The organism is Vagococcus silagei, from assembly GCF_004795745.1.
GTDB lineage: Bacteria > Bacillota > Bacilli > Lactobacillales > Vagococcaceae > Vagococcus > Vagococcus silagei.
Genome location: NZ_SDGV01000023.1, coordinates 1 through 20,227, shown reverse-complemented (window position 1 = coordinate 20,227; position 20,227 = coordinate 1). Strand labels below are relative to the sequence as shown.

At 34.8% G+C, this 20,227-nt stretch carries 17 protein-coding genes, 15 tRNA genes and 2 rRNA genes; 5 read left to right on the top strand and 29 right to left on the bottom strand.

The genetic code is table 11. The annotated features are described in order from the left end of the window. Positions 1-47 precede the first annotated feature (47 nt). From ESZ54_RS10295 to ESZ54_RS10260, 8 genes are all read right to left on the bottom strand, one after another. Complete coding sequence (locus ESZ54_RS10295) at positions 48-242, bottom strand: hypothetical protein (RefSeq protein ID WP_136137573.1); 195 nt, start codon at positions 240-242, stop codon at positions 48-50. Positions 243-341: 99 nt separating this feature from the next. Beyond that, positions 342-1,292, bottom strand: coding sequence for an LCP family glycopolymer transferase (locus tag ESZ54_RS10290; RefSeq protein ID WP_136137572.1), 951 nt, complete (start codon positions 1,290-1,292; stop codon positions 342-344). 92 nt (positions 1,293-1,384) lie between these two features. Continuing rightward, positions 1,385-2,524: a MalY/PatB family protein gene (locus ESZ54_RS10285; RefSeq protein WP_136137571.1), complete on the bottom strand. Its 1,140-nt coding sequence runs from the start codon at positions 2,522-2,524 to the stop codon at positions 1,385-1,387. Between the two features lie 230 nt (positions 2,525-2,754). Beyond that, on the bottom strand, positions 2,755-2,961 hold the full coding sequence (locus ESZ54_RS10280; protein WP_136137570.1) for a copper ion binding protein: 207 nt from the start codon (positions 2,959-2,961) through the stop codon (positions 2,755-2,757). 38 nt (positions 2,962-2,999) lie between these two features. Next, positions 3,000-4,298, bottom strand: coding sequence for an asparagine--tRNA ligase (gene asnS, locus ESZ54_RS10275; protein WP_136137569.1), 1,299 nt, complete (start codon positions 4,296-4,298; stop codon positions 3,000-3,002). A gap of 24 nt (positions 4,299-4,322) precedes the next feature. Next, the gene (locus ESZ54_RS10270) at positions 4,323-5,516 is read right to left on the bottom strand and encodes a pyridoxal phosphate-dependent aminotransferase (protein ID WP_136137568.1); all 1,194 of its coding nucleotides are present in this window, start codon (positions 5,514-5,516) and stop codon (positions 4,323-4,325) included. A gap of 12 nt (positions 5,517-5,528) precedes the next feature. Continuing rightward, positions 5,529-6,014 (bottom strand): cell wall elongation regulator TseB-like domain-containing protein, encoded by a 486-nt coding sequence (locus tag ESZ54_RS10265; RefSeq protein WP_136137567.1) that lies wholly within the window; start codon positions 6,012-6,014, stop codon positions 5,529-5,531. A 49-nt stretch (positions 6,015-6,063) separates the two neighbouring features. Beyond that, positions 6,064-8,805 (bottom strand): helicase C-terminal domain-containing protein, encoded by a 2,742-nt coding sequence (locus tag ESZ54_RS10260; RefSeq protein ID WP_136137566.1) that lies wholly within the window; start codon positions 8,803-8,805, stop codon positions 6,064-6,066. A 166-nt stretch (positions 8,806-8,971) separates the two neighbouring features. On the opposite strand from ESZ54_RS10260, the gene ESZ54_RS10255 reads away from it, so the two are divergent. Further along, positions 8,972-9,832, top strand: coding sequence for a hypothetical protein (locus ESZ54_RS10255; RefSeq protein WP_136137565.1), 861 nt, complete (start codon positions 8,972-8,974; stop codon positions 9,830-9,832). Positions 9,833-9,849: 17 nt separating this feature from the next. Here ESZ54_RS10255 and ESZ54_RS10250 read toward each other — a convergent pair whose 3' ends face one another. Then, entirely contained in the window at positions 9,850-10,362 is a 513-nt protein-coding gene (locus ESZ54_RS10250; RefSeq protein WP_162615165.1) for a GtrA family protein, read from the bottom strand. Further along, positions 10,355-11,320, bottom strand: a complete 966-nt coding sequence (locus ESZ54_RS10245) for a glycosyltransferase family 2 protein (RefSeq protein WP_136137563.1) — start codon at positions 11,318-11,320, stop codon at positions 10,355-10,357. The genes ESZ54_RS10250 and ESZ54_RS10245 overlap by 8 nt, the downstream gene beginning before the upstream one ends. A gap of 183 nt (positions 11,321-11,503) precedes the next feature. Here ESZ54_RS10245 and gloA point away from each other — a divergent pair, with 183 nt between their 5' ends. The 4 genes from gloA (at position 11,504) to ESZ54_RS10225 (ending at position 15,232) form a co-directional block, all read left to right on the top strand. Continuing rightward, the gene (gene gloA / locus ESZ54_RS10240; protein ID WP_136137562.1) at positions 11,504-11,878 is read left to right on the top strand and encodes a lactoylglutathione lyase; all 375 of its coding nucleotides are present in this window, start codon (positions 11,504-11,506) and stop codon (positions 11,876-11,878) included. A 179-nt stretch (positions 11,879-12,057) separates the two neighbouring features. After that, positions 12,058-13,281 carry an efflux RND transporter periplasmic adaptor subunit gene (locus ESZ54_RS10235; RefSeq protein ID WP_162615164.1) on the top strand — a complete coding sequence of 408 codons (1,224 nt, stop codon included), beginning with the start codon at positions 12,058-12,060 and terminating at the stop codon, positions 13,279-13,281. After that, positions 13,282-14,001 (top strand): ABC transporter ATP-binding protein, encoded by a 720-nt coding sequence (locus tag ESZ54_RS10230; RefSeq protein ID WP_136137560.1) that lies wholly within the window; start codon positions 13,282-13,284, stop codon positions 13,999-14,001. Further along, the gene (locus ESZ54_RS10225) at positions 13,994-15,232 is read left to right on the top strand and encodes an ABC transporter permease (protein WP_136137559.1); all 1,239 of its coding nucleotides are present in this window, start codon (positions 13,994-13,996) and stop codon (positions 15,230-15,232) included. The genes ESZ54_RS10230 and ESZ54_RS10225 overlap by 8 nt, the downstream gene beginning before the upstream one ends. 78 nt (positions 15,233-15,310) lie before the next feature. Here ESZ54_RS10225 and ESZ54_RS10220 read toward each other — a convergent pair whose 3' ends face one another. The 19 genes from ESZ54_RS10220 to ESZ54_RS10130 all read right to left on the bottom strand — a co-directional run. Further along, positions 15,311-16,786: a hypothetical protein gene (locus tag ESZ54_RS10220; protein WP_136137558.1), complete on the bottom strand. Its 1,476-nt coding sequence runs from the start codon at positions 16,784-16,786 to the stop codon at positions 15,311-15,313. Positions 16,787-16,824: 38 nt separating this feature from the next. After that, positions 16,825-18,018, bottom strand: a complete 1,194-nt coding sequence (locus ESZ54_RS10215) for a hypothetical protein (protein WP_136137557.1) — start codon at positions 18,016-18,018, stop codon at positions 16,825-16,827. Between the two features lie 518 nt (positions 18,019-18,536). After that, positions 18,537-18,607: transfer RNA gene (locus tag ESZ54_RS10210), tRNA-Thr, on the bottom strand. A gap of 43 nt (positions 18,608-18,650) precedes the next feature. Beyond that, positions 18,651-18,722: transfer RNA gene (locus ESZ54_RS10205), tRNA-Gln, on the bottom strand. A gap of 8 nt (positions 18,723-18,730) precedes the next feature. Further along, positions 18,731-18,803 (bottom strand) — tRNA-His (locus ESZ54_RS10200). A gap of 33 nt (positions 18,804-18,836) precedes the next feature. Beyond that, positions 18,837-18,909: transfer RNA gene (locus tag ESZ54_RS10195), tRNA-His, on the bottom strand. A 45-nt stretch (positions 18,910-18,954) separates the two neighbouring features. Next, positions 18,955-19,038: transfer RNA gene (locus ESZ54_RS10190), tRNA-Leu, on the bottom strand. Between the two features lie 10 nt (positions 19,039-19,048). Continuing rightward, a tRNA-Cys gene (locus tag ESZ54_RS10185) sits at positions 19,049-19,119 on the bottom strand. A 12-nt stretch (positions 19,120-19,131) separates the two neighbouring features. Further along, a tRNA-Gln gene (locus ESZ54_RS10180) sits at positions 19,132-19,203 on the bottom strand. A gap of 11 nt (positions 19,204-19,214) precedes the next feature. Next, positions 19,215-19,287: transfer RNA gene (locus ESZ54_RS10175), tRNA-His, on the bottom strand. 15 nt (positions 19,288-19,302) lie between these two features. Next, positions 19,303-19,373, bottom strand: a tRNA-Trp gene (locus tag ESZ54_RS10170). Between the two features lie 9 nt (positions 19,374-19,382). Next, a tRNA-Tyr gene (locus tag ESZ54_RS10165) sits at positions 19,383-19,463 on the bottom strand. Between the two features lie 3 nt (positions 19,464-19,466). Beyond that, positions 19,467-19,539 (bottom strand) — tRNA-Phe (locus tag ESZ54_RS10160). Positions 19,540-19,548: 9 nt separating this feature from the next. After that, a tRNA-Asp gene (locus ESZ54_RS10155) sits at positions 19,549-19,621 on the bottom strand. Positions 19,622-19,632: 11 nt separating this feature from the next. Next, positions 19,633-19,704: transfer RNA gene (locus ESZ54_RS10150), tRNA-Glu, on the bottom strand. 28 nt (positions 19,705-19,732) lie between these two features. Next, positions 19,733-19,822: transfer RNA gene (locus ESZ54_RS10145), tRNA-Ser, on the bottom strand. Between the two features lie 29 nt (positions 19,823-19,851). Then, a tRNA-Asn gene (locus ESZ54_RS10140) sits at positions 19,852-19,925 on the bottom strand. A gap of 10 nt (positions 19,926-19,935) precedes the next feature. Further along, positions 19,936-20,051, bottom strand: a 5S ribosomal RNA gene (rrf, locus tag ESZ54_RS10135). Between the two features lie 79 nt (positions 20,052-20,130). Continuing rightward, positions 20,131-20,227, bottom strand: a 23S ribosomal RNA gene (locus tag ESZ54_RS10130); the annotation flags it as partial.

Here is a 20,227-nt window from a genome sequence, read left to right as displayed (position 1 = left end):
AATGAAAAGAGCCAAAATTTATTTTGTAGATAAATTTCAGGCTCTTTTCATTTTTTGGTAATGCGAATTCGTTTAAAGACTAAATATCCCGTAACACTTCCTAAAACAAGTAATGCAACAACATATAGCCAAAACCGTAGTGGATGCTCGATTGACACTTTATCCTTTTGAGAAATTATAAAAAATATCACTGCCGAACAAATAACCATCCAACGATCTAAAGATTTAGCTTTGTCTTTCATAAGTCCACCTCTTACCAAAATAATTTACTATTCTGAATTATAACATATTAAAATAAGCGTTGACTAATCACTAGTCAACGCTTGGTTTAGTTTTTAGGTTTATTTCAATTGCGATTTTAATAGATTCTGAACACGGGTTAGTTCAGCTTCTGGAATTTCTTGATATGAAACGCCATCAATCATCACGCCATCACCTTGAAGTGTTTCGTCTTCAATATGATAGAAGCTTTGACGATAGTCAGTTGCGATTTTAAACATATCATCCCATTCAAGGTCAGTTTTCATATTTTTCTCAATTGCTTTTAAGATTTGTTGATATTTAGTGATACCATTAAAACTTAACGCTTGATCTGCAATCGCTGATACAACTTGACGTTGACGATCTTGGCGACCGTAGTCACCTTTTGGATCTTCATAACGCATTCTAGTATATGCTAAAGCTTGTTTACCATTTAAAAAGTTCGGTCCTTTTTTAAAAAGATAACCATCTTGTTTGAATTCAAACGGATTATCCACTTGCACCCCACCTACAGCATCAACTAACTCTTCAAAACCTTCCATATTAATCCATACATAATGGTCTAATGGAATATCCAGTAATTTTTCAGTTGTAGCTAGTGCCATACCTTCCTTACCGAAGGCATAAGCGTGGTTAATTTTATCGACAGTTCCATGACCGACAATATCTGTACGAGTATCACGTGGAATACTCACCAATGTTGTTTTCTTTTCTTTTGGATTGACTGTTGCCACCATTAAAGTATCTGAGCGACCAGTATCAGTTCGTCCAAAATCACCAGTATCAAGACCTAATAATAAAACTGAAAAAGCTTCCCCGTCATTAATTTTATCATCACTTGATTTACCTAAAGGATATTCACGCTTTCCTTTAACTGGTTGACTTACATTGTTTGCAACTTGTTTTACATCATAGTATGTTTTTGCTAGAAATCCCCCGACTCCGACAATAAACACTACGATCAGTGCAACTAACGAAATCACTATTTTTTGAAAAATAGATTTTTTTTGTTTTCTTCTTTTTTTCCCCATATGACATCTCCTACTTAGTGATATATGAATTCTATCACAATTTAATTAAAAATGATGCCACAAAATTGGAACTTTATAAAAACATAAATTTTTTAACTTAGTGCACTAATAATGCGTTCTGCCGCTTCAGCAATATTTTCTGGTTTTGTTGCTAAATTAATCCGCACAAATCCAGCGCCAGACTGACCAAACCAATCGCCATGATTCACAGCAATTTTAGCGTCTTTTTCCATGACTTCTTCAAGTGAGCGTCCATTTAAATAAGGACTAAAGTCAGCCCAAGCTAAATATGTCGCAGATTTATCGACTACTTTAGCTAATGGTAAAGCTGCAGCCAGTTTTTCTTTTAATAATTCGTAGTTATATTCTATTACATCCAATAAGCTATCTAGCCAATCACCTGCATCTCGGTAACATGCTTCAGCTGCAACTAACCCAAAAACACTGAGCGGATAATGCGCAACTGTCTCCGCAAATTCATCATATTCAGCACGATTAGCTGCATTAGGAATCACAAGATGAGAATGCACAAGTGCTGCAATATTAAATGTTTTCGACGTTGAATTCAATACATAAAGAAATGGATAGTATTTCTCAGATAAAGCTAACGCACTGGTAAAGTTTTCCCCTTTACGAATAAAATCTTGATGAATTTCATCGACAATAATTTTCACTTGATGTTTCACCAAAATATCAAACATTTGTTCCAGTTCCTCTTTGGTCCAAATTTTTCCAACTGGATTTTGAGGCGAACAATGTAGAAAAACTTTAACATTATCACGAACAATTTGTTCTTCAAATTTTGTAAAGTCAAATTCATAGGTATTATCGACTTGTTCAAGTTCCACAACTGAAATTGGACGACCATTTTTAAGTGCCGCATCAAAAAATGGCGGATAAACAGGCGCAAAATTCATCACATGATCTGAAGTCGTCGTCAACATTTGAATTAAATAATTAAAAGAGTTCACGACACCTGAATTAAAGCGAATCCAGTCTCGATTGACTGTCACATTGTGTCGCGTTTTTTGCCAATTTTCATAAGCTTCAAAATAACTATCAGAGGCAAACGTATAGCCAAAGACTCCATGGTCAACTCTTTCATGCATTTTCTCTAAGACACTGTCTGGAACTCTAAAATCCATGTCTGCAACCCAAAGTGGTAATAAGTCATTGGAACCAAACTTCGCTTCCATCCCACTTAACCGAATTCGTGCCCTTACGATCAACATAATATTTATTACAAAATTCTGTAACTGTCATCATTTATTCGTCTCCTCTTTGATTCTAATTTATTTTTTACTATAACTTAATCTAAGCAAAACTTCTAATAATAGAAAAAGAGACCGACTTAAATCGTCGATCTCTTTTTCCAACCTAAACGGTGTCACAGAAGTAGCTTCTTCGTAAATAAGCCGGACACTTCTGTCACAACCTCTTTTTCCTATCTATAGTACGATCATTAATTTTCAACTTGATAGCCTAACTCATTAATTGTCGTACTGATTGTATCAATAGATTGAAGTGTGTCATCAAAATTAACTTTGACTTCATTCTTCTTTAATTTAACTTTGACTTTGTTGACACCAGCTAAAGCTGAAACAGCCTCTTCTACTCGTCCAGCACAGTGCTCACAGCTCATTCCTGATACATTTAAAACTTGTTTCATTTTACCCCTCCTCAATAAAGTCTCAATTTCTGTTCTCTCTATGGGTAAATACGGTGTAATAAACGAGGGAACGGACTTGCTTCACGAATATGTTCAATTCCACAAACCCAAGTTACAGTACGTTCTAAGCCAAGACCAAAGCCTGAGTGAGGAACTGCACCATATTTTTGTAAATCTAAGTACCATTCATAATCTTTACGGTCTAAACCGTCTTTTTCAATTTGTTCTAATAAGTAATCAAAACCAACCGCACGCTCACTACCACCAATAATTTCACCATAACCTTCAGGCGCAATTAAGTCGGCACGAATCACAACATCATCACGAGTTGGATGTGGCTTCATGTAGAATGGACTCATTGATTTTGGATAATTCAAGATAAAGACTGGTTTTTCAAAGTGGTTAGCGATAAACGTTTCATGTGGTGAACCAAAATCATCACCCCAAGTAATATCATCAAATCCATTTTGTTGTAACAATTCTACCGCTTCATCGTAAGAAATACGAGGGAATGGTAATTGCGTATATTTTTTCAAGATTTCTGTATCACGTTCTAAAACATCTAATGCATAGGCACAGTTTTCTAGAACATTTTCAATCATAAACGCAACATATTGTTCTTGAATTTCTAAACTTTCATCTTGATGAACAAAAGCCATCTCTGGTTCCATCATCCAGAACTCAGTTAAGTGACGACGTGTTTTCGATTTTTCAGCTCTAAATGTTGGACCAAATGAGAACACTTTACCAAACGCCATTGCTGCCGCTTCTAAATAAAGTTGTCCTGTTTGCGAAAGGTATGCTGGGTCTCCAAAATAATCCGTTTCAAACAATTCAGTTGTCCCTTCAGGGGCACTACTTGTTAAGATTGGTGGATCAATTTTAATAAAGTCACGGTCGTTAAAGAATTCGTAAGTTGCACGAATTAATTCGTTACGAACTTGCATAACAGCATGTTGTTTTGATGAACGTAACCATAAATGACGGTGATCCATCAAGAAGTCAGTTCCATGTTCTTTTGGCGTAATTGGATAATTTTGACTTTCACCAATCACTTCAAGGCCAGTAATGCCAATTTCATAACCAAATTTTGAACGTGTATCTTCACGAATTTCACCAGTAACTAAAACTGATGTTTCTTGAGAAAGATTTTTTGCTACATCAAAAAGTTCCTCCCCTACTTCATTTTTTACTAATACACCTTGAAAAAAAGCACTCCCGTCACGAAGTTGTAAGAAAGCAATCTTACCACTTGAACGTTTGTTAGCAACCCATGCACCAATTTGGACTGTTTCTCCAACATGATTTTTTGAATCGATAATATTAATTGTTTTCATATTCTATGCTCCATCCAGTTTGTTCTATTTTGATTCTATTTTTTTATTGATAAACGTTTCAATGCGTTTCACCGCAGAAAGAATTGTATCCATATCTGTTGCATAACTCATGCGAATATGTGAAGAGGTACCAAAACCTTTTCCACTTACAACCGCTACGAGTTCTTCTTCAAGTAAATCATTCACCCACGCGTCAACATCAGTATAGCCACATAATGTTAGTGTTTCCGAAATATCAGGATATAGATAAAAAGCACCTTGTGGCTTTGTAATCACAACTCCTGGTAAAGCTTCAACAAGAGGAAAAGCGGTATTTAAGCGTTCCTCGAAAACTTGTCGCATTTCTTCAACACAAGATTGATCACCTGATAAAGCTTCAACTGCTGCATATTGACTGACTGCTGTTGGATTGCTTATTGATTGTGAGGTTAATTTTGTCATCTGCTTAATAATAGCTGCATCGCCAAGTGCGTAGCCAATACGCCAACCTGTCATAGAGTATGATTTTGAAACACCATTAATGACAATTGTTTGCTTCTTAATTGCCTCAGACAAGCTACAAATTGGAGTAAATGTATGACCATTGTATACTAATTTACCATAGATATCATCTGAAACAATTAGACAATTATTTTTAACCGCCCATTCACCAATCGCTCTTAATTCAGCCTCACTATAAATCATCCCTGTTGGATTTGAAGGTGTATTTAGTACAAGTGCTTTAGTACGACTTGTTTTTGCATTCTCTAAATCCTTTACAGTAACTTTATGATGATTTTTTTCATCCGTTTCAATGATGATCGATTTACCACCAGCAAGTTCAACCTGTGCCCCATAACTTACCCAATAAGGCGTAGGAATTAAAACCTCGTCGCCTTCATTAAGTACTGCTTGGAATAAAGCATATAATAAAAATTTAGCACCTGTCCCAACAGTTACCTCATCTGCTTGATAACTTACACCTGTGTCGGCTTGTGTACGCTCAATAATTGCTTGGATTAATTCAGGAATACCTGCTGAGGCGGTATAAAAACTTGCAGAGCCATTATCAATGGAACGTTTTGCCGCTTCTTTAATATGTTGTGGCGTCTCAAAATCTGGTTCGCCAAGTGTCAAACTTAGCACATCTTTTCCAGCCTGCTTCAAGCTTTTAGCTTTAGCTGCGGCCGCCAGTGTTGCTGATGGTTTTAAATTTAGAACTCTATTAGCTAGCTCCATCTAGTAACCTCCTTAGACATTTTTTAAAGTTTGTTCGATTTTTCCAGTTTCAAAATCCAATAAATAGTAATCTATTTGATTATGTTGATTTGTCGCAACTACTTCCCAAACCGGATTCCCTTTATAAACACCTAATGTTAATTTTCGGAGTCTTTTCACTTCCTTAACATCAAGCATGAGTTGAATGGCTTCATCTTCAGTGATGCCCGCACTCCAATCCATAATTAAAGCTTCCGAACCATCTTGGGGTATGAAGACCACTTTTTCTTGGTTTTTAGAATCTCGACCAACGACTGTATAATAATTTTTTTCACGATTAAACCAATAGAACTCATCAACCTTTTGGATATCCGCTACCTCACGGGCAATTTTAGTTGATTCTTTTTTTACTTTATTAACTGGTTTAAGTCCTTGAGAAATAATTAAGACAATTAAAATAATTAACAGCATTAAAAATATCGAAAACATTTTTAAGCCTTTATTATGATTTTTACGCAATTCTTCACCCCATTCTGCTCATTCATTATATCAGCATTTGTTTCGGTTTTCATTTTTTTTTATAAAATTCTGCTATTTCTTCTACCATTTCAGAAATGCTACACAATTCGATAGGCAACTCTTGTGGCAAATATTTTTGGAGTTCAGCACCATATTTAGCTTCTGTCAACCGTTGATCCAAGACAATCATCACACCATGATCCGTTTCTTTTCGAAGTAAGCGGCCTAAACCTTGGCGCATTCGCATACCTGCTTGTGGTAAAGCTTCTTCGTAAAACGGATTTTTACCTTCGGCTTCCAAATAATCATAATATGCTTTCACCATCGGTCGTGTTGGAGGATCAAATGGAATTTTAGTCATCACAACTAATTTATAATGTTGGTTAGGAATTTCAATGCCATCCCAAAAACTCGCCGCACCTAAAATGATGCATTTTTCATTTTGTGACGCACGCTTAATAATTTTTTCATTACTTCCGGTAATATCTTGTGCTAGCAGCTCCACATCTGTTGATCTCAGTGCTGCATTTAAAGTATGATAAGTTCCTTTTAAGATATCATGTGAAGTAAAAAGTACCAACACTGATTTTTCAACTGCTCGATAAGTTTTTTCGACTGTCTCCGCAATTTTCTTGATATATTTTTTTTCATTTCCAAAATCAATTTTCTCATCCAACAACAGTAATTTAGCCTGCTTCTTGTAATCAAATAAATCTAAAGCTTGAGACTTATTCAATTGGGATAATCCAAGTCTTTTTTCAAAAAAGTTTGAATCACTATCAATTTGCAATGTGCCACCTGTGAAAAGAACTTTATCAAAATTTTGATACCAACTTGTTTGTTCAATACTAAACGCATTGAAGTTAAAGTAGTTAAGAACCAAGTTTTGATTCACTTGACTAAACCAACGTGCTTCTCCTTCAGCCATATAATTGAAAAAGTGAGCTGTCATTTGAAGTTTAGCAAGTAAGCGTTCAATTGTATCTTGATGTTCAATTTTAACTAATTGCAATTTACTATTTTTCTGAAACTGAAACTCACTCATTTCAAATTTCTTCAGTAATGATTGAAATTCATTTAACCAAAGATTAAAAGTTTTAATTGCTAGTTTCAGTTCAGGTGAAAATTGATCCTCAATTTCAGATAAATGAATATCTTGGCCTTTGTGCTTCGCTATAAACTGATTTAAGATGACATTCTCTAAATCTTCATACCACTCTTTAAATTCTTCAGCAAACAGTTGAAAATAATTCAATTGTTCACATGTCCCACGGTGATCATTTGATCTTGCTAGCTGTGCACTTGTCTCTTTTAATACTTTTACCAAATAATATATTTCAGTTAAACTGATTTGTTTTTGATTTTTTTGCTCCAGAGTTGTCATCAACTTATGTGCTTCATCAATCACCAGTACCTTACTTTGAGTTAAAAGCGACTCACGACGATGATCTTCTTCACATAAAAAAGCATGGTTCACAATGATGCAATCACTCACGGCTTTTTTCTTCATTAAATAAAACCAAAAATCATGCTCCACATAGGGGCTCGAATCCTGATACTCTTGATGTCCATCATGATGGACATGATGATAAAAGAGATGTTTTTTATTAATCTGAATTTCTTCTAAATCACCTGTTTCAGTTTCAAGTAACCAGACTAGTACCGCCATTTGGTACAATGCATATTGTTTTTGAAGTACTGGATTTTTTAAAGTTAAGACAAATTTATCTAAATCCAAATAATGACGATAACTTTTCAGTACTAAGCCTTTAAATGGATAACCTAATAATTTTTGTGCCATTGGCAAAGTATCAAGTAACATTTGATTTTGTAAAATCAAAGTCGATGTCGAAATCACAACCGGTTCACGCGATGTTTTATTTTTCAATAATGGCAATAGATAGCCTAACGTTTTTCCAGCGCCAGTTGGCATTTCAATTAACTCATTCTTATAGTCAGCTTCATTTAGGAAATATGTCACACTATCCATCATTTGAACTTGTGGCGCTCTTAATTGTAATCCTTGTGCTTCAAAAAAGGTTGTCTTCTCAGCTAGCGTTCGTGGGTAATCTTTAACTATCTGTGAACTTTTTTCAAGATAGCGATCATCCTTAACTCTTAATGCCAAATCACCAACCACTTCAATCTCATAATCAAAACTTTTAACTTTTTTTGGCGTGTCGCAACGTTCTCTTAGGGCCGCTGCTAAAAATTTTGAATTTTGAACGCCTAGTTCACATGATAATTTTACAATCTGCTCTAACGTTATCAATGGAATAGCGTTTATTTTTGCTATAATATTTAAAAAGATATCCCCCGTAGCTAAGGCATCGCTCAACGCTTCATGAGGATTCTCATGGGAAATGTTAAGGTATTGAGATAAATCTTGAACGCGGTAGCCATTTGAAAGCGGGAAAAAAACTTGTGCCAGTTCGACAGTATCTAAAACATCCGATGCTAATGGGGTTATTCCTAAACGTGAAAATTCACTATTTAAAAATGAAAAATCAAAATAAGCATTGTGCGCAACAAAAACACAATCTGATAAAAGGTTCTTTATCATTAATGCCACTTCTTCAAAAAATGGCGCTTTTACTACTTGCTCATTTGTGATACCAGTCAGTTTTTGAATCGGTAAAGGAATCACTTGACCGGGATTAACATCAATCGAAATTTGATTCACAACTTTTCCCTTTTCAATGATGACACAGGCAAATTGAATTATTTTATCCTTAGTTAGGCTTGTTCCAGTTGTTTCCAAATCAACAACTGCAAATGTCGAATTAATCATTCAGTGGACAATCTCCTTTCCTAAGACTCAATCCTTTCCATTATACTATAATATTATTTTTTTTCATTGTATTTGATAACAAAAATATGAATAATGGTAGATTGTTTTAACACACAATTTATGGTTAAATATAAGATAGGATAATAAAAAAAATGGAGTTAAACTCATGAAAAACACTAAAATAATAATAGGAAGCGTTACACTTGTTTGGTTAATCGTCTTAGCGATTACATTTTCGAACACTTTTTATTGGTATGCTTATTTAATATTAACGGGTACTGCTCTTGTTTTGAGCTTTCTTTTGTTGGTGTATTTACTAAATAATAATCATCATATTATTGAAAAAGATGAGCAAAGAAAAATTGCAAATGATGAACCTTTATCAATTCCCCATCTTTTTAACCGCATTAAAAAGAAGAAGAAAAAGCGAAAACCAAAACAACCTCCGTTAAAAATAACGACAGATCGTAACCAAGTAAAAAGCGTTGCCGATAATAATACCTTTATGACAACTAAGACAAAAATATCTTCGGTCAAAAACAAACGATACTTACATACTAAAATTCCGCAATTGTTTCAAGGTGAAACGCAAAAAACACTTTTCGAAACAATTCAACGCTTAAAAGGGCAACACTTCTTCTCGAATTTTTACGGTGATGTCACCAATGAAGAATTAGTTGATCACTTTGAGACCTATGAAAATCGATCAATTTTTGAATTATATGATCAAACTTTACCTAACACGTTTGCAAAAACATTGTATGATCCTGACACAGAAACAAATCGCATAGCAATCTTCTTATCGAGTCATGATCAGAATTCTGACGATATCATGTTAGGCTTTATCGAAATGGAAGATACTTATAAAGCAAATCTACTCATGCAGCGCTATGAAAATATTCAAGTTTTCACAACAATCTTAGGTGGAACCTACAAAAAAGTTTATCGCAATTCAAGAAATGAAGTCAAAATTATTAAAGACTTCATCAATTATGACCTAACAATTTCATTAGCTTTTTACAATTAAAAAGAAGCAAATGCTGATTACTCAGCACTTGCTTCTTCTTTTTTCGCAAAAACAGCTTTCTTAGAAATAATATAGTTGATAACAATTGCCAAAACTTGAACAAATAGGGTGAAAATAAACTCATTTAATAAGCGTTCGTTACCAATAAACATTTTTGTTAAGGGATTACTAAAAATAAACCAGTTATAATTAATGTGATCTAAGAAGAATAACTGAATGAAAAATTCAGGAAACTTCTTCACGCAAATATATGTGATAGATAAATCTAACCCAAAGACAAATAATCGTCCCACAATAAAACCGAAAAGTTGTTTCATAACTGCGATGAAACCCCATTTAGTATCTTTGAAAACAAAAATTTTATTCGTAAAATAAGCAAATAGAATTGCTGCAATTTGAGCAAGAACAACACCCAACATCGAGTTACCTGTCATTTTAATCACTGAAAAGCGTGTCACAAAATAGACAACTGTTGTCAGAACACCAAAAAAGATGTAACTGATTGTTTCACGATTTACTAATTTATTCATGCTTATGGTCCTCTTCATTCATAGGATACTCATCATTATAGGATTGAATAAAGTATAGTGGACGATCTTTCGTTTCCATAAAGATTTTACCTAAATACTCTCCCAAAATTCCTAAAGATAAAAGTTGGAAGCCACCTAAAAAAAGAATCAAGATGACAAGTGTCGGATAACCAGGAATTGGGTTACCAAAAACTAAAGTTGAAATTAGAACAACTAACATATAAATAAATGAAATAAATGAAATCAACAGACCTAAAAATGTTGAAATTCTAAGCGGAAAAGTTGAATTTGATGTAATACCGTCAATTGCTAACCCGACTAACGAAGAAAATTTCCATTTTGTCTCACCAGCAAAACGTTCTTCAGCATCAAAAAATACTTCTTTCTTACGATAACCAACCCACATATAAAGGCCTTTTGTATATCTTTGTGATTCACGTAATTTTTTAATACCTTCAATACAGACACGGTCCAGTAAGCGATAATCACCTACACCAGAAAGAACTGGAATTTTAGAAAATTTGCGTAAGATTTTGTAATAGGTCTCGGACGCTTTCTTTTTAAACCAAGACTCTCCTTTACGCTCGTTTCGTTTACCATAAACATCTTGGTAACCTTCTTCCCAATACTTAATCATTTCAAAAATGGTATGAGGTGGATGCTGTAAGTCTGCATCCATCGTGATTACAGCGTCTCCTTTGGCATAATCAAAACCAGCTGCCATAGCAACTTCTTTACCATAATTGCGGGATAAATCAATAAACTTAACACGTTCGTCCTTTTTCCGTAATTCGCGAACACGGTCTAATGAGTCATCGACACTACCATCATTAATAAATAAGAATTCAAAGTTATATTTTGGATAAAGAGGTTCCAAAGTTTGATTGATTTGTTCATAAAATGCATAAATATTTTCGCCCTCATTATACATCGGGACACAGATTGATATTAATTTCATGTTTATTCTCCTTTAAATCATAACACGTAAAATTATAGTGTATATTACCCTAAAAAACAATGTTTATCAAAAAGCTTTACGCTTTATTTTATTATTTATAGTATAGGATAAGCATCTTTCTAGCTGATCTTTTTCAAACATGCTATCCTAAAATTATAACAGATTGAAAGGATTGACTATTTTATGAAAATGGCACACACTTGTGTACGAGTTAAAGATTTAGATGCCTCGCTTAAGTTTTATAAAGACGCATTTAATTTTGAGGAAAGCCGTCGACGTGAATTCCCAGAAAATAAATTTACACTTGTTTATCTCACTTTACCAGGAGACGATTACGAATTAGAATTAACTTATAACTATGATCATCCTGGCTATGAACTTGGAGATGGATATGGACATATCGCCATTTCAACAGATGATTTAGAAGGCTTACATAAAAAACATGTTAGCGCAGGATTTAATGTCACCGAATTAAAACACCTTCCTAATGTTCCCCCTTCTTATTATTTCATCATCGATCCTGATGGCTATAAAATTGAAGTCATTCGACCTAAATAAACGACATAGCTTGGGCAAAAATTTACAATAATAAAACAAACACAAATACTGAAAAATTTGTGTTTGTTTTTTTCTCAACATTTAAAAAAAACCCTTTTTTTAAATCTCAGCCCTTAGGCGTATATAAATATCAGACAATTTATTTTATAATGAATGAAAAAGGAAAAAGGAGTATTTATATGACACGTTCTGATAAGCAAAAAATGAGTAAAAAGAAAAAAGTTTTTATTATTTTAGGGGTTGTAGTGGTTGTCCTAGCTATCCTCTACTTCGTATTATTTGGAGGAAGTAAAAAACCTAAAGAAGTTGCCCAAGAAGATTTAGGTATTGACTATTATACGGTTGAAGACGTTGAACAAGTCTTTATTAATGGTGTTGTGACACCAGTTAAATCAAAAGAATTCATTAAGGATGCCACACTAGGAAAACTTGGTGATCTCCAAGTAAAAAATGGTGATGTTGTCGATGAGGGTACTGTTTTATATCAATACGTTGACGATCAAACAAGTACACAAATAACAGAATTAAAATTTCAAATTGAGTCAACGCAAGCTGAAAAAGATAAAGCAGCTCGTCAAATGCAACTTGACTTAAATGAACTAGGCAACGCTAGTGCGCCTACTGGAGACGCAAAAGCAGGTGCTGAGGAAGGAGAAATGGCTGTTGCTCCCCAAATGTCACGTGAAAGTATTGAACTTAAATATGACTTACCTAGTTTTGATGCTAAAATCAATCAACTACAAAGTCAAATTACTGAATTAAATGAAAAACAAATCAACCAAGTTAAAGCACCTTTTAAAGGACAAGTCACAATTCCACAAGAACAAAATCGTGACAGTGCTATTCTTACTTTAAAATCAAACGATTTTTATGTTGAAGGAGAAGTTAACGAAAAAGATTTAAGTAAAATTAAAGTGAAACAACCAGCTGACGTGCGTACTATTGCCAATGATAAATTATACAAAGGAGAAATCTCTTACGTCTCTAATTCCCCAAGTTCAAAAGCGCAACCTGCAGAAGGTGGTGGCGGCATGATGGGTGGCGGCGGAGGCACAAGTAGCCTTTCAAACTACACAGTCAAATTAACACTTAAAGATGCAGATAATATTACAGATGGTTTCCACGTGCAAGCGTCAATTAAATTAGAAGATAAAAAAATTGAATTACCTCTTGCAGCGCTTAAAAAAGATAAAGAACAACAATATGTTTTAGTTGATGATTTTGGTACTGTTGTCCGTAAAGATATTCAAACTACTGATAAAGGTGCCAAAAAAGACCATGTTGTCGTTATCAGCGGCTTAGATGCATTAGATAAAGTAATTTTAAAATCAAAAAATGAATTAAAAAATGGGGATATCATTGATCCAAATCAAGCTGAAGAAGGAACGGAGGTCAAAGAATAAATGACGGATAAACAATTATCCACTTCCACTCCCCTAATTGAGCTTAAAGGTATAAACAAGTATTTTAAAATGGGCCAAGGTGAATTACATGTCTTAAAAGATTTGGATTTAACTATTCACCGAGGCGAGTTTTTAATGATTATGGGTAAATCCGGAAGTGGGAAAACCACATTAATGAATATTATCGGATTTCTAGATCAATCCAACAATGGCGAATATATTTTTGATGAACAAGATGCTTCTAAATTAACAGAAAATCAAAAGTCAGAATTACGAAATAAGTACATTGGCTTTATTTTCCAACAATTCTTCTTAATTCAATCATTGAACGTTTCTCAAAATGTTGAGTTACCAATGGTTTATGAAGGTCTAAAAAAAGAAGCACGACGACGTGAAATTGCACATGATTATCTTTCACTTGTTGGTTTAGAAGGCAAGGAACATTCAAAAGCAACTGAATTATCAGGTGGACAACAACAGCGTGTAGCAATCGCACGAGCTCTGGTTAATGAACCCTTACTAATTATGGCAGATGAGCCCACTGGTGCACTAGATAGTGAAACTAGTTCAGATATTATGAATATCTTAGCTAAACTAAATGACGAAGGAAAAACCATCGTCATGGTAACTCATGATCCAGATATGCGAAAATACGCAACTCGCGTCGTTTATATGAAAGACGGTGTTTTCTTAGAGGAGGAGGAGTTTCTAAATGGTTAAAAATTTACTACTTAGTACCTTCCTTAGCTTAAGAGCACACAAATTACGTGTCTTCTTAACGATGGTGGGTATTATTATCGGGATCACGGCAGTTGTAACAGTTTCTGCGATTGGTGAAGGTATGAAACGTTCAACAATGAAGATGTTAGACTCGACAGATGCCAATACTGTTCGTTTGATCTATAAAGAACATTCTGAAGAAGATGAAGACGACAATATGTATCAACCACCAAGTATGGATAGTTTTGCCTATTCGTCAACAGATTTAAAAATGTTACGACGATTAGAAAATGTGCAAAATATCTCCGCTGATTACAGCATGGGTATGATGGGTATGGGAAGCGAAGAAAACATTGATGCTAACTTTAAATATTTTGAGACTAGTACAAGTGGCCAATTAATTTCTTTTACAAAAGAAAACAGTAAAGTTAAGTACGGTCGGAGCTTTACACCTAATGACTTAAACCAAAATAAAATTGTCTTAACTTATGAAACTATGAAAGAATCACTAGGTATCAAAGAGCCTAAACAAATTATTGGAAAAGCAATCGATGTGGATGGGATGAAATTCCAAGTAATTGGTATTAAGGAAAAAATTGACTACGAAAGTATGACATTTGAAAGTTCACAATATTTTAGTGTTGTACCTAAAAAGTCCTTTAATGAACTGTCCAAAAATAAACCGATTAATGCTATTAAACTAAAACTTGATCCTTCAGTTGATCGAGAAATGGTTGTTGCTCAAGCAAGTGAAATGTTAAAAGAGTATCATCCAGAACTAGTAGGTAATTTTGAAGAAGACAAGAGCAACGAAAAAATGAAACAAGATATTGAGAATAGTATGCAATCTGTGATGACAGGCTTACTTTTCATTACAGCAATTTCACTTCTAGTTGGTGGGATTGGCGTTATGAATATCATGTACGTTTCTGTTTCTGAGCGTAAACGTGAAATTGGGATTCGTCGTGCAATTGGGGCGAAACCATCAAATATCCTGATTCAATTCCTATTGGAAGCTGCCTTTATCACATTACTTGGAGGTATATTAGGTATTTTACTTGGCTGGGGTATTTCAAGTCTAATCTCAGCTTTCAGCCCAATGGAAGCCTTTGTAAGTGCAAAAGCGGCTCTTATGTCCGCAAGCGTTTCTGCTGCAATTGGCTTGTTCTTCGGTGTTATCCCTGCGATTAATGCTGCAAAACTTGATCCTATTAAAGCAATCTATCAATAACGACAAAACAGTTGAGTCCAAAATGCTCAACTGTTTTTTTAACAAAAAAATCATCCGCTCGCACGGATGGTTTTTTGTTTATTTAGTGTTGCTTAACTGCCATGTTAAAGTCCCACTATATTTTCCTTTTAAGTTTGAATTAAAGATATTCATAAAAATACCTTGCTTGTTGGTCTCCGTATTTAAGGCTAATTGATGTAAAATCCGATTTGATTCAGATTTTAATACTGGTTGATAACCGCGATCAATACGTAAGGCCTCTTGATTATCATCAAAAGCAAAGAATAATTCTTTATTTAACAATAAATCATCCTGATTCATTGCCGTCGATTCTTTTACCTCTAATTTCCAAGCATTACTTTCACCAGTTGTATCAATTACCCTAACTTCATGCTCTTGATTTGGCCGAACGTCCTCAATTTTTTTAGCTCTTAGCTGCTCCGAACCAAAATTTAATTCCTCCGGTACTACCGTTAACATTTTTCCTGAATAATTCAAATATATATCAACATCTTTACCAGGAATCTTAGTAACATCAGTTACTGTAGTTGTATTTCCGTCAACCTTTAATTCGATACCATTTGGTTTTAAGTCATAACCTGTATAGATTTGTTTGATGGTACTTAAAATTTCTTTAACAAAAGTTTCGGGTTTAACAGCTTTTGTTACTGGATCGACTATCACTAACTTGTTATCCGAAGATGGTAAATTATTTAAGTCAACTTTTTTAATTGGTACTTTTTTGCCATTCTCCTCGATAATAAAATGAATTGTCGCATTCACTTCATTTTGAACATAAGCTTCTCCTTTAATCATATTTGATTGATTAAAGGTCTCACTTGTCAATTCAACATCAAATGGTACTTTTACATTATTACCTTCAAATTTATCCGGAGAAGTGATTTTTGACGTTACTGTGGGGTTGTCCCATGCAAAGTCATTATTCCTAAGATTTGAAATAAAATCATCACTATTCAATGGCTCAGTTTCAGTATTGTTTGGGAATTTTAATTCAGGTTTAATATCATCAGCTAAGTTGACATGATATTGATAGATTTGTTCCCCTTTTGTTTTCTTATTTTGAACAAGATTTTCAATATAGACAGAACCATCTTTTTTTGTCAAACCAATTTCCGCTTCATTATGAGCCTCATTTTTAAAATCAAAATAACTATCTTTCGGTACTAAATTTGTCCCTTGATAATCACTTGCTTTAAAATGATAATCTGCCATATTTTTCTCTTTATTTGTCGTATTTAAATCTGTAATCTGTTCTATTTCTAAATAATCAGCTCGAATTTGATCATTCCCTTTATGGAAGTTCCACATATCTTGCGAATTTCTCTCGCCAAAAATGATGTCCGTTGTACCCGAGTCATTATTTTCAGCTATTCGATAGTATTGATTTCCAACTGATTCTCTTTGTTCACGTCCATTTTTCGTATAAATCCGATAAACCTTATACTCAAAATGACTATAATTTGGATTAGGTTTAGTTTTAATGGTTAATTTTCGTGGTGCATATTCAGGTATGGTAACATCGACATTTTTCAAGTTTTGTCGGTATGTAACAACCTGTTTATCCTTTGTGTTTAAGTCAGGATATTTTCCGGTTTCTCGATCACCGATACGTGTGTTTTAACTTCAACATTTGGATATTTAATGTCAGGTATATCTGTCGATTTAACTGTCAATCCAAAAGAGACATTGTCTCCAGGTTCAATTGTCATATTATCATACCCAAACATCCATGCAGGATGACTATTTTTGACACCATCTATGTATCTTTGTGTTTTCGGATCTTTAAACGGTAGTATTTCTCCACGCTCTTTTTCATCTTCACCGTATAACTCTCGATTCTTATGCTGATTTAAACCGTCATATATAGGGCCATACTCATACCATATTGGTGGAAATAAGTTTTTTCGATTTCCTTCTTTTATTTCGAAAACATCAATATAATCGGGTTCTTTTACTTTTGAACTTTTTGTATCTGTTTGAAAACTTACAAAATACGGTACATTATTTGTTTTACTATTTTTTTCTGTAAAATAGATACCTTCATTATTTCCTAAAGTTCTCATTGGTGTGCTGTAGTGCATGCCAGCAACATCCATATGAACACTATAGCCTCCCATAAGATTTAAGGTAGTTCGATCTGTATTACCTACAGTAAACGTAATTCGCCCATTTCCTCGTTTTACTGGTTCATCTAATGATTCAATCTTAACTTTTAGAGAAACTGTAGAACCATCTGAGAAACTATACGTACCATAAGCAATACTTGCAGTTGGATAATGTCGATCATTAACCCAATATTCTTCTAAACTTACCGCATCTGGTACATTTCCTTTTACTGGAGTCGTAACTTGATTATTATTTGCATCAACTTTTACAAGTCCCATTCCTGAATACCTATAATGGTAATTATTACCGTCACTAGTAGCTACATAACTATATTGTAGTGGTTTTCCTTTATCTACATTTTTTTCATAAGAAACGATACGTGGAAATCCAATAGAATTCATTACATCTTTTGAATTTACAGATGCTCCAAATGTTCCCGTAGCTTTTTTAACGGTTGAAATATCTTGGATAATATCTCGATATCTAATAGATGATGCATGATTTCCAAATGTAAAATAATTTATTAAACTTGAATAATCTTCAAAATCTGTATTATCCAATTTCACTGGAAAATACTTATCCATTCTGTAATATCCCTCTAATTCTTCTTTTTCATCTAAACTAGCAAAATTTATATCTGTACCATTTTTACGCAACATACTGTGTCGATCTACAGCTTCTACTTGTTAACTACTTGATACCAGGGCTAGTCCGAAAAACAAACTCACTAGAAGTCCACTCTTAAGTCCTGATTTCATTTTTTATCCTCCCTAATTTTTATTACATAAATAACAACTTACTTAATCTACAAAAATCAAGATAAACGAACTCATTAAAATACTCATATCTGGTTTATGTATAATTAAAGTAAATAATCTACACTTAACATATAAATAGTATGTTTTCAACAAGACAATTTAGCTAGAACTTGATTCTCATATAAATATAATAAAAAGCAGAGGTTGTTGTTCGTTTAACTACCAGTAACCGAAAACATAAATTTGCTTAGTATAGCTTTTATCATAGTACATATTTCAAAGTTTAAAATAGATGAATATAAAATAACATTTTACTATCGTTATTATAATTCATACAAAAAAAACCTAATGAGACTGCAGTAAACAACAGAAGTCTCATTAGATTTTTACTTATTATTTTATTAGCAAAAGTTTTTTTATGCCCCTTACCAGAATCGAACTGATGTTACCGGGTTACGAATCCGATGTTCTACCACTAAACTAAAGGGGCTTTTAAATAACACAAAAAAGGTAAAATATACATTTTACCTTAACTGGGCTAGCTGGATTCGAACCAACGAGTGACGGAGTCAAAGTCCGTTGCCTTACCGCTTGGCTATAGCCCAATAGAATAGGCGACTGATGGGAATCGAACCCACGAATGCCGGAACCACAATCCGGTGCGTTAACCACTTCGCCACAATCGCCGTGTTATTTAATTAATTTTTAACAAAAAAATAGGCGACTGATGGGAATCGAACCCACGAGTGCCGGAACCACAATCCGGTGCGTTAACCACTTCGCCACAATCGCCATATTATTAAATTAAAAATCCCTTAGATCTAACAAGTAGATCTATACCGGCGGCCGGGGTCGAACCGGCACGCCCGTGAGGGCACTGGATTTTGAGTCCAGCGCGTCTGCCAATTCCGCCACGCCGGCATTTTATAAAAGGCGGTAACCGGATTTGAACCGATGATAAAGGTGTTGCAGACCTCTGCCTTACCACTTGGCTATACCGCCTTAATAAAAAAACTGGGCTAGCTGGATTCGAACCAACGAGTGACGGAGTCAAAGTCCGTTGCCTTACCGCTTGGCTATAGCCCAATAAAAAAATAGGCGACTGATGGGAATCGAACCCACGAGTGCCGGAACCACAATCCGGTGCGTTAACCACTTCGCCACAATCGCCATATCATAAAAAAACAGGGGTAGTAGGAATCGAACCCACGCTGACGGTTTTGGAGACCGTAGTTCTACCGCTAAACTATACCCCTATTAAAATATGGAGGGAGGCAGATTCGAACTGCCGAACCCGAAGGAGCGGATTTACAGTCCGCCGCGTTTAGCCACTTCGCTATCCCTCCAAATGGCGCAAGACAGAATCGAACTGCCGACACACGGAGCTTCAATCCGTTGCTCTACCAACTGAGCTACTGCGCCAAATACAAACGGTCCCGACGGGATTTGAACCCGCGATCTCCTGCGTGACAGGCAGGCATGTTAACCCCTACACCACGGAACCTAATATTTTTATGACCCGTACGGGACTCGAACCCGTGTTACCGCCGTGAAAGGGCGGTGTCTTAACCGCTTGACCAACGGGCCTAACAAATTAATTATATAAAATTACTTACGGAGAGTAAGGGATTCGAACCCTTGAGACAGTTATTACCGCCTACATGATTTCCAATCATGCTCCTTCGGCCAACTCGGACAACTCTCCAGATTCTTTACTCTCAAGTATTTTATAGACTCCGGCAGTAGGACTCGAACCTACGACATCATGATTAACAGTCATGCGCTACTACCAACTGAGCTATGCCGGAAAAATACAAAGCGTGGCAACGTCCTACTCTCACAAGGAGAAACCCCTCACTACCCTCGGCGCTAAAAAGCTTAACTTCTGTGTTCGGCATGGTTACAGGTGTATCCTTTTTGCCATCATTACCACACTTATTTGTATTTTCTGAGTGATCATACACTCAAAACTGGAATTGAAGTTATTCATTACATAAAATATAAACACCATTTTTGGTTAAGTCCTCGAACGATTAGTACTAGTCCGCTCCATATATCACTATACTTCCACTCCTAGCCTATCTACCTGATCATCTTTCAGGGTTCTTAC